Source organism: Lentimicrobium saccharophilum (assembly GCF_001192835.1).
In the GTDB taxonomy this organism is placed as follows: domain Bacteria; phylum Bacteroidota; class Bacteroidia; order Bacteroidales; family Lentimicrobiaceae; genus Lentimicrobium; species Lentimicrobium saccharophilum.
Genome location: NZ_DF968182.1, coordinates 1,509,814 through 1,522,520 on the forward strand (window position 1 = coordinate 1,509,814; position 12,707 = coordinate 1,522,520).

Here is a 12,707-nt window from a genome sequence, read left to right on the forward strand (position 1 = left end):
ATAAAGCACAGAGGCGCAACACGCGGTTTAGTTAATAAGAGTTTCAGCAGGTTTTCAGTGGGTAATAACCCGCTCTGGAATTTGCTGTAACATGGCAGGTAAAGAGACCGTAATCCCTTACTAACCATAACGCAAAACGCTGTAGCCCTTTTTAGGACCGAAAAACGACACCTACATGAGAATAGAATACACATTAGAAAAAATTGATTTTTTAAAGTATCAGCTTTTTGCCGCCTCTAAATCGGAGAGGATAATAAAGAGTAGAAAAAACTCCAGAATTAGGGTGCCAATGATTTACTTCATTTTAGGACTTCTCCTTTTTGCACTCGCTGACTTGATTTTTGCCATTATATTTATTGGAGTTGGTGTTGCGTGGTATTTTCTGCATCCGTACTTTATGAAAAAAAGGTATGTTCGCCATTTTGAAAAATACATTGACGAAAACTATCAAAATAGATTCGGCAAGCCGATTACATTGGATTTTAATGAAGAGTATATTATCACAACTGATTATATAGGAGAAAGCAGACTGAAAATTAAAGAGATAGCAGAGATTAATGAAATCAATAATTACGTATTTCTTAAATTCTCATCGGGCGAATCATTGATTATCCCAAAAGATAGAATAGAAAACATGAATGAATTAAATAACATACTAACTAAAATCGTTTACGATCTGAGCATCAATCATAATATTGACTTAGATTGGCAATGGAAATAAATTAAACTAATGACAATCAGAACATTTTGGACACTATTTTTAAAAATCCTTGGGATTTGGCTAATTCTAAGTGGATTGACTGTTATTCCTCAATTTATTAGTGCTTTCGCATTTTTTGGAGAGAATCATCAGGACAACTTTTTTGCGGCTATTTATATCATCGCCATATTACTTTTAACGGTCGGATTATACTTTGTTGTACTGAAACTATTGGTGTTTAATTCAAATTGGTTAATTGAAAAGTTGAAGTTAGATAAGGGATTTCAGGAAGAAAAACTGGATTTAAACATAACGCTAAAGACCGTTTTAACAATAGCGACAATTGTGATTGGAGGTTTAATTCTCGTTGACGCTTTGCCAATGCTATGCAAACAGATTTTCACATTTATGCTGCAGAAATCTGTATTTAGAGAAGGCCCTCAATTTTCCTGGATAATTTTTTATTTCATTAAAGCACTTATTGGATACCTTTTAATGACCAATAGTAAAGCGGTGATTAATTACATAGATAAAAAGACAGAAAACATTGAAAACTAAATAAAAACGGCTTACAATCGTGTAGACGCACCGGTGAGCGGTAAAGCCCACCGGTGCGTCTTTCGGCTTTGACCTCTGCAGCGGGGTAAGGACCAATGGAAAACCGGATGCCGTAAAGCTAAAGGCGTTTTTTGAGGCCATTGACGGTTAAACCGACACCCAAAACCCGCCCTGACCGGCAAGAATAACTCAACAGGCTGCGCAAAAGACTGGTCCGGAATGCATTAATCAAAGTATATGATAATATTAAAATCAGCATAAGAATATCAAAAGCTGGTGTTCTTTTTGTACTTTTAAGAAGAAAAATGCTTCTTTTATAAGAAGGAAATAAAATATGGAAGCAGGGGCAACTGACTGTTCGCATTAAACAGCATGCTTTGCCCAACCATTTACCCGTTAGCGGCCATATTCTGAAGACTGTGCAGAACAGAAAATGACCCGCAATAAGTAAAAAAATATCTACAGGCAATGGCAGTAACCGTTATCATAACATTTTGCGTTCTTTTACTCATTGCTTATGTATTTGACCTGACATCATCCAAAACGAAAGTTCCGTCCGTTATTCTTTTATTGCTATTAGGGTGGTCAGTCAGACAACTGACTACATTCTTTGACATTCAGCTTCCTGATCTTTCTCCCGCCCTGCCGGGCTTAGGGACAATCGGATTAATTCTTATCGTTCTGGAAGGTTCTTTGGAACTCGAACTTAACAAATCCAGGTACGTGCTGATCAGAAAATCCATTTTCAGCGCACTGATTTCAATGATTGCCCTGGCATTTTTTCTTGCATTTGCATTTCAACACTACGGAAACTTCGGGTTTAAAGACAGCCTGACAAATGCAATTCCGTTTTGTGTAATCAGCAGTGCCATTGCAATTCCAAGCGTCAGAAATCTCTCATCCGTCAACAAAGAGTTTGTGATTTATGAAAGCAGTTTGTCCGACATTTCAGGTGTTCTTATTTTCAACTTTCTTGTACTTAACGAAATAATTGACAGATTTTCAATTGGAAACTTCGCGCTGCAGCTTATCATCATCACGGCTGTTTCTTTCGTTGCAACAATCGGACTTTCATTTCTGCTGAGCAAAATTGAACACCATATTAAATTTGTTCCTATTATTTTGCTGATAGTCTTAATTTATGCCGTTTCAGAAATCTACCATCTCCCGGGACTGATTTTTATTTTGCTCTTTGGTCTGTCAATCGGCAACCTCGACGAGCTGAAACGCTTTAAATGGATTGAAAAATTCAAACCTGAGGAGTTAAACAGGGAGGTAATCAAATTCAGGGAATTGACAATAGAAGGAACGTTTCTGGTGAGGGCGTTATTCTTTCTGCTTTTCGGTTACTTAATAGAGACGGGTGAGGTGTTAAATGCGGAAACTCTCCGGTGGACATTGTTCATTGTGTTTTTCATCTTCGTTTTCCGCGCAGTGCAGCTGAAACTTTCCAGACTCCCTTTGCTGCCATTACTGTTTGTTGCGCCGAGAGGACTTATTACCATTTTACTTTTTCTTTCCATTGAACCTGCACATACAATTTCAATTGTAAACAAGTCGCTTATTATTCAGGTTATTGTTCTGACCTCGTTGCTGATGATGTTTGGCTTAATGGCTTCCAGGTCTAAAAAGAAATGATTGAAAATCTGCAATAACACAGTTTTAATCGAAAAGTATAGTGCAAACGGCCCTGCAGGAGATGACTGATGAACATAATGCTCACGATATATCCCGCCAGCGGCAGGCTTTTTTCTTCATTTACCCCGCATATTATCCAACTTAGGTTAACCGTTGAATCGACAGGATATTCCGGCATAAAAGAATTTCATAAATATTCATTGAATTTCCCAGACATTTTGAATTCTTTTGTAATTTTCGAGGTGATTGCCCCCCTGGAATACAGATAAGGATTAAGAGATGGTAGCGGGAGCGAGTGATTGTAAATGATTGTAATTAATTAAATGACTAATTAGTTGAGTACATTACTGTCCACTTAAATTAGCCTGAGGGACAGTTGGTTATAAAATGGTTCTTTGACATCTTGGTAGTTCACGTTTTTAAATAGCTCATTAACAGGAGTTTTGTCTAGTAACGATATGCCCAATACCTGTAGAATTTCGTAGGTTGACCGTTCAATTTTCAAGCTGGAACCAACAATGGAGACCAGACAATATGAAATGATGGCCGAATATACTTGAATACGCACAGCGTTTTCTGTTATACCCCAGAATGCTTTGATCTTCAGATGTTGTTTGATCCACTTGAAGAATAACTCAATCTGCCATCGGTTTTTGTATAGGAAAGCAATCTCCTCGGCTGATAGTTCAAAGTTGTTTGAAAGAAAAACAAAAGTCCTGTCTGATTCTTTGTCGTAGAACTTGACCCTGCGGAGTTTTTCAGGATAGTCTTTGGATACATAAAAGCCGGTAAGCTTGCCGATTTGATCGCTTTTTACCCCAGTTTCTTTGTTGCTTTTTAACGAATACAAACGCTTAAAGCAAAGGTTCGTTTTTGCTCTGACAACAAAATATGCAGAATGCCGGGTAATTCGGTAGAGTCTTTCAAAATCAACATAGCCCCGATCAAAGATATAATAGGCTTCAGGCTCATAAACAAGCATATCCATTGCGTTTACATCATGAGCCCCGGCCACAGAGACATGCACAAATGCTGGTATCTGGGTTGTGACATCAAACAGTGTATTCAGTTTGATTCCTCCTTTTCGCTTGCGGAATTTAGCCCACCAGAAGACATTCAAACACAAGTCAATGGTGGTAGAGTCAAAAGCATAAACCTGTCCCTTAATCTTAAAGTCATGATTTTGTCTTTGTTTACGGGCTATGGCAACCAGATGGTAGGCAAATTCTTCAAAGATCCGGTAATCCCTTTTTTCATTGGCTTTTGCCAGATTGCTCCGGGTTACACTTTTCCCAAAACCTAAGTGATATGATTTGCCTCCATGTGCATTGATTGCAACAATCAAGTCTCTCAAACTATCCCGGTTGGTAAGTTGGCCGAATACCATACAAAGCAACTGGTTCCAGCAACTAAAATGCCGTACATGCTTGTTGCCGTGATACTTGCTAACATACTTGTCAAACACTTTGTACGGCAATAATTCTACAATTTGAGCAAAAACATATTTCCCTTGATTCATGGTTTGCAGGTTTTGCGGCAAACCTAATCAATTCAAATCGTTCCCAGCTCAAAAAGCTCTGAAAGCGTGATCTGTCAAGGATTTCAAAGAACGTTGGTTAAAATTTAGTGGACACTAATGAGTTGAGTATATTTATACGTTGCGTGGCATATTAGAAAACTAAAACGGGAAATAACTTTGTTAAACAGATAAATTAAAGTAATATTAATTAAATAAAGGAGGAGTAATCATGACCGGAATAACTGTAATAATCGTAATTCTTGTTCCCATTGCATTTCAAATTTTTATGCTTCAAATTAAACAGGACAAAAGACACAATGAAATAAAAGAAATCCTCAATGGAATTGAGGAAAAACTTGAAAAACATAATCCTTAAATATGGAGGAATCAACTTTTGATGCAAAACATGACAAGAATGCACCATATTGGGCTGCAGCACTTGTATTTTTTGGTATATTAGGATTATCGACAATTTGGATTGATTTTGGAAAATTTTGGAAGGGATACTTGCTTGACATGGCAGGGCCTGCCTGGAATTATATATTATTTCGGGGACTTTTCACATACAAAACAAACAATTCATGGACACGTTTTTTTTCACCAAATAGAACTTTGGTAATATTTCTGATAGTGTGTTTTGGAATTGAAACTTTGCAATATTTTAAGATTTACGATTCAACATTTGATACTTGGGATTTTCTTGCTTACATTTCTGTGCTTGTCCCAGTGTTTTTAATAGACAAAAGCTCGATTAAAAAAAGTAGAAATACGCCACACAACACGTAATAAAAAACATAGGGAGAAAAGTGCTAAATTTGAACGACATATCATTTAATAAAAAGTTTAATAGCTTGATAGATTGGTTCTTTGATATGCCCTAAGTTTCTTATTGCCGGGCCGTTGTGTGCAACTATGGGAAACGCCTGCTATAAACAAATAAGCAATGACAATGAAGACGATTAAGAAAACAATCTTGCCAGTTCTGATAGCAACAATCTGGATTAGCATATCCGAATTTGTCAGAAATGAGTTTTTGCTAAAATCATATTGGACAGACCATTATGAAAGTATGGGATTGAATTTTCCATCCGAACCAATTAATGGAATAATATGGGGAATATGGTCATTATGTTTTGCCATCAGCATATATATTTTTGCCAAGAAGTTTACATTGATGCAGACAACCTTTATTGCATGGTTTGTCGGGTTCGTTTTTATGTGGCTTGTGATTGGCAATCTGAATGTTTTACCGTTTGGAATTTTACCTTTTGCAATCCCGTTAAGTATTTTAGAAGCATTTCTGGCTTCGTTAATCGTTAAAAAGGTAAAAATATAACAGAATTGGATTTAATGATTGACCTACCTGAAAACCCTGAGAGACAAGGGCCAGGCAGTGAAAAAGACACTCTGAAAGCACTTGGTTTTTTGGAATTTTCTTCCGGCAGAAAATTATAATAGCCGGTATTGGTTGCGGTTCAGGTGGACAAACCAATACTTTGGCTGAAAATTTAATCGGACAAATAACAGCAGTTGACTTTTTCCCGGAGTTATTGAATGAACTCAATGAGAAATCTATAAATCAGGATTGACGGACAAAATCGTTACCCTTAAAATATCAATGGACGATTTGCCTTCAAAAAAAATGAATTTGACCTTTTATGGTCAGAAGGTGCGATTTATAACATTTGTTTTGAAAACGGGCTGAAATAATGGAAAGACTATTTGAAAGCCGGTGGCTATCGGGCTGTGAGTGAGATTACCCGGACAACCCAATCACAACCCCGGGAAATTGAAGAATTCCGGAAAGAGGAATATCCTGAAATTGATGTTGCTTCCACTAAAATCATGAAACCGGAAAGCAATGGTTATTCACTTACAGGATAATTTATTTCAGCCAAAACAGTTGGATTGAGAACAATTACAAACCAATGGAGGCAAGATTTGAGGCTTATCTTAACCGAAACGACAATTCAGAACTTTCAGGAAAAGCAGTTGATGACAATAAAGCCGGGATTGATTTGTATGAAAAATTCAAGGACTAATATAACTACGGGTCTTATATTGCAAAGAAATTACAGGACAAGAAATTGCAGCACAAAGTAATGTATATAGCAAACAGGCGTGAAAGTAGTAAATTCAAGGTTTGTAGCCCGCTTCAACCTTTGTTTAACTTGATAGGAAATCGCCCGCAATCGGCAACTTTTCATACCGCCACCGTAATCCAACCACCCCTTGAGTCAATCAATACAACTACCTTAATCTCCTATGCAAAAAGTCACCCTCTACTTCCTCGAAAGGCCCGATATCAAAATTAACATTGAACTCTATTTTAACGGAAGCGGGCAGTTGATCCTCGACGGGTATGATATCGGTAAATCGGTAAATAATTCTTGGGGCGATTCGGATTACGAATACACCATCACCATTGAGCCAAAGGAGGTAATGAAACTCTATGAAATTCTCGGCCTGGAGCAGGACAACCGGGAGGCTTTGCTGGAGGCCATAAAAGATCGTTTTGGAGTAAACGAGGCTTACACACTTTTTGAAAAGTTTCTAAAGTTCCACGGAATTGATTACAGCGGTTTTACCTATATCTGAACGATTCTACCCCTGAGTGAGCTGAGGGGGACTGTTCTGGTAAGGAAAATTCATATGCAAGCATTCGTGGCATAAGGATTCAAAGATTCAAAGATTATTTCGGTGGTTGAGCGGCGGTGGTCGAGCGGAGCCGAGACCAGCCGATATTCAAAGATTAGCTCCGCTGAGCTCCTTTCGGTCGGTTCAAAAATTCAAAGATTATTTCGGTGGTTGAGTGGAGCCGAAACCATCCGATATTCAAAGATTAGCTCCGCTGAGCTCCCTTCGGTCGGTTCAAAAATTCAAAGATTATTTCGGTGGTTGAGCGGAGCCGAAACCATCCGATATTCAAAGATTAGCTCCGCTGAGCTCCCTTCGGTCGGTTCAAAAATTCAAAGATTATTTCGGTGGTTGAGCGGAGCCGAAACCATCCGATATTCAAAGATTAGCTCCGCTGAGCTCTCCCGATAGCTATCGGGATCGGTTCAAAAATTCAAAAAAAACTGCGGGTTTCAGTGTTTCTGTGCTTTGGTGGCAATTAAATTCGTGTCCCAATCGCTATCGGGATCGTGGCTTTTAATTCACGCATTCGTGTCCCGTTGGCTATGCGGCAACAGTCGGGGGATATGCGATCGTAATTCCTGAGTTTCCATGACAAAACATCCATCCGGTTACATCCATCAACCTATTTATGAACATATGTTCGGATATTTACTGATATTTCTCAGTCAGGGCCGGATTTTGCGTTTACTTTTAATCTAAAATATTACTTTTGTAGCAGCCGGGCTTCCGACAACAGGACCGGGCCGATGACATGAACAAATCCGCATATACAAGAAGAGCAGGAAAAGTTGCCGTTCTGGCGACCGCTTTCCTTGTTTTCTGGATTTATCTCGGCTCGCTGATCAACTTCCATCAGCACCATATCTGGGGGCGGAACCTGATCCCCAACGGCATCCTGAGCAAGCGCGAGGAAACCATTACGGTGGCGCAGGACCTGCCATCGGTCGATTTTCTTCAGTCACCCGATCTCAACACGCAGGAGTGTGAATTCCTGTTTAAACCACAGTTTTCAGGGCAATCACTTCCCGAATACTGCCCGCAATCCTTCAGCATCAGCGGCATCCCCGCCGCCCATGGATTGCGCGGCCCGCCATCCGTCCGCTGATTTTTCTGCATTACCATTATTATCCTGACGTGGCGCGGATTTCGCCATGTCGCATTATTCCCTTTTAAAATCACCATAAGATGAAATCTTTTAACGCACTCATTATATCACTGACCTTACTTTTCGCTTCATTCTCCGGCACATTGCAGGCCCAGACGACGCACACGGCCTCCATGGGAAACCAGTATGTAAATGAAGTCTTCTTCTCCCTCACCAACGGAGAAGTCAGGACTTCGCCCAGGAACCTCTGGGATATCGCCTTTTTCACCCCGGCTTTCAGCGCAGGCATCATCGTGAACGACGGCGCCGGGGTAGCGCTTTACACCTACCCGAATGCGGGCATCAGCGGCTGGGAAACCTTCGACACCACCGGCATGGCCTTGTGGAAAAGACTTTACAACAACACTACAGACTTTGAAGACGGGGCGTTTAACCGAAATGCCCTCGGCCATCCCGATTACGGCTGGGGCATCTACAGCATGACCAGCCACGATGTGGTGGGCGATTCGCTCTACCTGATTGCCACTCCCGACGGCATGTACCGCAAACTGCAGATTGTCAGAAAAATATCAACCCAGAACAAGTACATCATCCGGTATGCCAATCTTGACGGCAGCAATGACCAGACCGACACCCTGGAGGTAACGCCCCACATCACCAAACAGTTTATGGCCTTCTCCTTCGCCAACGGCATTGTTGACCGCGAACCGGATGCCGCCGACTGGGACCTGCTTTTCACCCGTTACAATGCAGTGGTTCAGAACACATACTACCCCGTGAACGGTGTGCTTACCAGGAAAGGCCATACCGTAGCCGAAGCGCATCCCGTAGCCCCCGACTTCACCGACTGGACCGATCTGACATTCGCACCCGATGCCGATATCATCGGTCATGACTGGAAAACCATCAACATGTCCACCTTCCAGTGGGAAATCACCGATTCCCTGGCTTATTTCGTGCAGACGGACAACGGATCGGTTTACAAGGTGGTGTTTGAAGCCTTTTCCGGTTCATCCACCGGCACCACCACCTTTACGGTTCAGGCAATTTCAACGGCCTCAGCCCCTGCGTTCGAACTCAGCGGGGTAAATATCTATCCCAACCCGGCCGGAGATTATTTCAGGATCACATTCAGCAGTCCGCTCAGCAACGCGTCTGCGGTGCTCTTCGACCTCAGCGGAAGGGCGGTGGCACAACAGTCGCTTGGCAATGCCCTTTCGGGAGAGATTAGTCTCGACGGCGTGGCCCGTGGCAGCTATATCCTGCGCATCACCAGTGAAACCGGCACATTATCGCGCAAAGTGATTGTAAGATAATGGCGGGATTCCGGATACTGATTACGGCAATGATGCTGCTGCCGCTGATGGTGGCAGCGCAGGCGCCTCCTGTGCGGGTGGTTGACGCGCGCACAGGAGCTGCCGTTGCCTTTGCCCATGTTAAAGCCACCGAAACGGGGGCGAAAACTGCAAAATACTACCTGAGCGATGACAACGGGATGATCAGGCACAATCTGGTCCGGCCCACGGTTTTCCAGGTGAGTTATGTAGGTTACCAGACCTTCAGCGACACCCTGTTCCCCGGTGGCGAAGCCATGATCAGGCTGTTGCCGGAAGTCTTCTCGCTCGACGAGGTGGTGGTCACCGCCCAGTACAACCCGGGCAGCGCCGACCATTCGCTTTACCGTGTCAACGTCATCAACCAGCTGCAGCTGCGCAGGACCGCGGCCACCGATCTGTCGGGGCTGCTGCGCAACCAGATGAACGTGAGGTTCACCCAGGACGCCTCCCTGGGCACCGGCATGAGTCTGCAGGGGTTGTCGGGCGAGCATGTGAAGATTCTGGTGGACGGGGTACCGGTGATCGGCCGCCTGAACGGAAGCATTGACCTGAGCCAGGTGAACCTGCAGAATGCCAGGCAGGTAGAGATCATCGAAGGGCCCATGTCGGTAATTTATGGCAGCAATGCCCTGGCCGGAGTGGTCAACATTATTTCGGGGGATATTCCCGGAAGATCGCTTACCGCCAATGCCGGCACATACCTTGAGTCGGTGGGGATTGTCAATTTCGACGGCAGCTTCAGCCTTAACCGGGGTAGCAATGCCTTCAGCCTGCAGGCCGGACGCAACTTCTTCGCCGGCTATTCACCGGCAGACGAAGGCAGGGCCAAACTATGGAAGCCCCGCAGGCAGCTCAATGCGGATGCAGGATACAACCTTACCCTGAAGAAAGCGGTGATCAAAACGAAGTTCAGCTATTTCGACGAACTGCTGCTGGTGCGGGGCAACCTGCTCCCCCCCTACTTCGAAAAGGCCTTCGATAACCATTTTACCACCAGCAGACTCACCACCAAGGCTGACATCACCACCCGGGGGCCCAATCCTTTCACGGCCAGCAATTCCCTTTCGTTCTATGGCAGGGTGAGAACGTTATATTACAACGATTTGACCATTCCTGAAAAAACGCCCACCGAATACGATACCACGGGCTTTGGCTCCTTTCTGTCGAGGGCCATGTACACTTATCGCAGCACATCGGGACTGATCGGGATGCAGGCGGGATACGATGCCAATGTGGAGTGGGCCACCGGTGAACGCACCGGCAATCAGCACCACCGGATCACCGATATTGCAGGCTTTGCCACCATGCAGATTCAGCCCGCCGACCTGATCTCGCTGCAGCCTGGACTGCGCTATGCCTGGAACAGCCATTTCGCCTCTCCCCTGATTTATGCCATGCATGTGAAGGCCGGCCCGGCAAAGGGCTTTATATTCCGGACATCCTATTCAAGCGGGTTCAGGGCGCCTTCGCTGAAAGAGCTTTACCTCTACTTTGTGGACGTAAACCACAACATTACCGGTAACCCCAACCTCAGCCCGGAACGGTCGAAGCACATTCAGTTGCAGGCCAGCCACAGGATAGAAAAGGTCACCTACGCCACGGAAACGGAAGCCCGGTTTTTCCTGAACGACATCGACAACCAGATCACCCTGGCCGAAACCGGTGACGGGGCTTACACCTATTTTAACCTTGACCGTTCCCGCTCCATGGGATATGTCTTCAGTCTCCGTTCCTCGCTCTATCCGCTTTTCGACCTCAGGCTGGGATGGGGCAGAACCGGCAAATCGAACCAGCTGGTGCCCGGCGAAAAACTCCGGCTTTATTGGTCACCTGAGCTCACCTCGGAGGTGACCTGCCGCATGGACGAAATCGACCTCCACCTGACGGCCATCTATAAATATACCGGTAAAACCACCCGCATCTATATGGATGAAAACGGCCTGCTGAGCGAAGGGTATATGGATTCGTGGCACAATATGGACCTGACGGTCCTGAAGACCTTCATGCAGAAAAGGCTGTCGGTGAACGCCGGGGTGCGTAACCTCTTCGATGTCACCAATATTGTCAGCGCAGGCGGCTCCGGCGGCGTGCATTCGGGCGGCGGCGGCAATGTGCCTGTTGCCTGGGGCAGAACTTACTTTCTCAAACTCTCCTACACATTTTTGAAAGATGATCCGGCTGAAAAGAAATAACTTCGTACTGATAATCACCTCCCTGCTCCTCACCTCCTGCTTCAGGGAGGATGAGGTGGTGGTGCCGCAGAAGCCCGGCGATGTGGAAACCGTGGTGATTGAGATGCTGCCCGATTACACGATACAGACCTGGTTCAGCTTTGAACACGGCATTGTTTCATCCGGCAACCGCGACAGCTGGGACCTGGCCATTGAAACTCAGGAAGGAAATTACACCCTCTGGCTGAATACTTCTCTATTCATGTATGCCGCCCATACCGGAGTCGCTGATTTCTCCGTGCCGCTGCAGACGGCCGGAATGGAATGGAAGTTTGACGCTTCTGATGGCAGCGAAACCGGCAATGCCATCGGCAAGTGGTGGACGGCGGACGGCAGCGGATTCCGTGAAAACGGCGAGGTGATCCTGATCGACCGGGGCATCGACGGCGAAGGGATGCCCAGGGGCTACCTCAAGATTCAGCCGCGCATTGACCCCCAGAGCGGAGCGGTAAGCATACGCATCGCACGGCCCGACGGCGCCGATGAAAGGGTATTAGACTTCCCCAGGGATCCCGCGCGCAGGTTTTCTACGCTTTCGTTCGACAACGGCGCTCCGGATCCGCAGACCGAACCGCCCGCCGGACGCTGGGACCTGCTCTTCACCACCTATACCACCCTGCTGTTTACCAATACCGGCGAGCCTTACCCCTACCTGGTAAACGGGGTATTGCTCAACGACACCCTGGTGATGGCCGCGCTCGACACCCTGAAGCCCTTTGCAGAGATTGACCGGGATTATGCTGAAACGTTATGGCTCAGCCATCAGCGCGACATCATCGGTTATGAGTGGAAGCAGATCAACGGCGACGTTACATCGGGCGACATCACCTATACCGCGCAGTCAGACTGGACCTACCTTGTCAGAAACCGGGAGGGGCTGTTTTATAAGATGCGGTTTATCGATTTTTACAACAACCAGGGAAAGAAAGGCTATCCCACGTTTGAATTCCAGCGGTTGTAAACAGTCCACCACAGCAGA

12 protein-coding genes are annotated in these 12,707 nt (G+C 44.9%); 11 read left to right on the forward strand and 1 reads right to left on the reverse strand.

The window, feature by feature from the left end:
* The first annotated feature begins 175 nt into the window (after positions 1-175).
* The 3 genes from TBC1_RS05675 (at position 176) to TBC1_RS05685 (ending at position 2,896) form a co-directional block, all read left to right on the forward strand.
* On the forward strand, positions 176-721 hold the full coding sequence (locus TBC1_RS05675) for a YcxB family protein (RefSeq protein ID WP_062039652.1): 546 nt from the start codon (positions 176-178) through the stop codon (positions 719-721).
* 9 nt (positions 722-730) lie between these two features.
* On the forward strand, positions 731-1,258 hold the full coding sequence (locus tag TBC1_RS05680; RefSeq protein ID WP_062039654.1) for a hypothetical protein: 528 nt from the start codon (positions 731-733) through the stop codon (positions 1,256-1,258).
* 468 nt (positions 1,259-1,726) lie between these two features.
* Positions 1,727-2,896, forward strand: a complete 1,170-nt coding sequence (locus TBC1_RS05685) for a cation:proton antiporter (RefSeq protein WP_062039656.1) — start codon at positions 1,727-1,729, stop codon at positions 2,894-2,896.
* 355 nt (positions 2,897-3,251) lie between these two features.
* On the opposite strand, the gene TBC1_RS05695 is transcribed toward TBC1_RS05685, so the two are convergent.
* Positions 3,252-4,415: an IS4 family transposase gene (locus tag TBC1_RS05695; protein WP_062039660.1), complete on the reverse strand. Its 1,164-nt coding sequence runs from the start codon at positions 4,413-4,415 to the stop codon at positions 3,252-3,254.
* Between the two features lie 378 nt (positions 4,416-4,793).
* On the opposite strand from TBC1_RS05695, the gene TBC1_RS05700 reads away from it, so the two are divergent.
* The 8 genes from TBC1_RS05700 (at position 4,794) to TBC1_RS05735 (ending at position 12,689) form a co-directional block, all read left to right on the forward strand.
* Positions 4,794-5,201, forward strand: a complete 408-nt coding sequence (locus tag TBC1_RS05700) for a hypothetical protein (protein WP_062039662.1) — start codon at positions 4,794-4,796, stop codon at positions 5,199-5,201.
* Positions 5,202-5,364: 163 nt separating this feature from the next.
* Entirely contained in the window at positions 5,365-5,751 is a 387-nt protein-coding gene (locus tag TBC1_RS05705) for a hypothetical protein (RefSeq protein ID WP_062042815.1), read from the forward strand.
* Between the two features lie 127 nt (positions 5,752-5,878).
* Positions 5,879-6,004: a methyltransferase domain-containing protein gene (locus tag TBC1_RS18290; protein ID WP_394330755.1), complete on the forward strand. Its 126-nt coding sequence runs from the start codon at positions 5,879-5,881 to the stop codon at positions 6,002-6,004.
* A gap of 676 nt (positions 6,005-6,680) precedes the next feature.
* Positions 6,681-7,013: a hypothetical protein gene (locus TBC1_RS05715; protein ID WP_062039664.1), complete on the forward strand. Its 333-nt coding sequence runs from the start codon at positions 6,681-6,683 to the stop codon at positions 7,011-7,013.
* 793 nt (positions 7,014-7,806) lie between these two features.
* On the forward strand, positions 7,807-8,160 hold the full coding sequence (locus tag TBC1_RS05720) for a hypothetical protein (protein ID WP_062039666.1): 354 nt from the start codon (positions 7,807-7,809) through the stop codon (positions 8,158-8,160).
* An 80-nt stretch (positions 8,161-8,240) separates the two neighbouring features.
* Positions 8,241-9,476 carry a T9SS type A sorting domain-containing protein gene (locus tag TBC1_RS05725; protein ID WP_062039668.1) on the forward strand — a complete coding sequence of 412 codons (1,236 nt, stop codon included), beginning with the start codon at positions 8,241-8,243 and terminating at the stop codon, positions 9,474-9,476.
* Positions 9,476-11,689 carry a TonB-dependent receptor gene (locus tag TBC1_RS05730; protein ID WP_062039670.1) on the forward strand — a complete coding sequence of 738 codons (2,214 nt, stop codon included), beginning with the start codon at positions 9,476-9,478 and terminating at the stop codon, positions 11,687-11,689. Before TBC1_RS05725 ends, TBC1_RS05730 begins: the two co-directional genes overlap by 1 nt.
* The gene (locus TBC1_RS05735; protein ID WP_062039672.1) at positions 11,667-12,689 is read left to right on the forward strand and encodes an HmuY family protein; all 1,023 of its coding nucleotides are present in this window, start codon (positions 11,667-11,669) and stop codon (positions 12,687-12,689) included. The genes TBC1_RS05730 and TBC1_RS05735 overlap by 23 nt, the downstream gene beginning before the upstream one ends.
* The last annotated feature ends 18 nt before the right edge of the window (positions 12,690-12,707 follow it).

Excerpts from the sequence above, each read along its gene's own strand:
- TBC1_RS05705 (WP_062042815.1), top strand. The coding sequence starts at position 5,365 with ATGAAGACGATTAAGAAAACAATCTTGCCAGTTCTGATAGCAACAATC.
- TBC1_RS05735 (WP_062039672.1), top strand. The coding sequence starts at position 11,667 with ATGATCCGGCTGAAAAGAAATAACTTCGTACTGATAATCACCTCCCTG.
- TBC1_RS05725 (WP_062039668.1), top strand. The coding sequence starts at position 8,241 with ATGAAATCTTTTAACGCACTCATTATATCACTGACCTTACTTTTCGCT.
- TBC1_RS05695 (WP_062039660.1), bottom strand. The coding sequence starts at position 4,415 with ATGAATCAAGGGAAATATGTTTTTGCTCAAATTGTAGAATTATTGCCG.
- TBC1_RS05700 (WP_062039662.1), top strand. The coding sequence starts at position 4,794 with ATGGAGGAATCAACTTTTGATGCAAAACATGACAAGAATGCACCATAT.
- TBC1_RS05685 (WP_062039656.1), top strand. The coding sequence starts at position 1,727 with ATGGCAGTAACCGTTATCATAACATTTTGCGTTCTTTTACTCATTGCT.
- TBC1_RS05675 (WP_062039652.1), top strand. The coding sequence starts at position 176 with ATGAGAATAGAATACACATTAGAAAAAATTGATTTTTTAAAGTATCAG.
- TBC1_RS05720 (WP_062039666.1), top strand. The coding sequence starts at position 7,807 with ATGAACAAATCCGCATATACAAGAAGAGCAGGAAAAGTTGCCGTTCTG.
- TBC1_RS05730 (WP_062039670.1), top strand. The coding sequence starts at position 9,476 with ATGGCGGGATTCCGGATACTGATTACGGCAATGATGCTGCTGCCGCTG.
- TBC1_RS05715 (WP_062039664.1), top strand. The coding sequence starts at position 6,681 with ATGCAAAAAGTCACCCTCTACTTCCTCGAAAGGCCCGATATCAAAATT.
- TBC1_RS05680 (WP_062039654.1), top strand. The coding sequence starts at position 731 with ATGACAATCAGAACATTTTGGACACTATTTTTAAAAATCCTTGGGATT.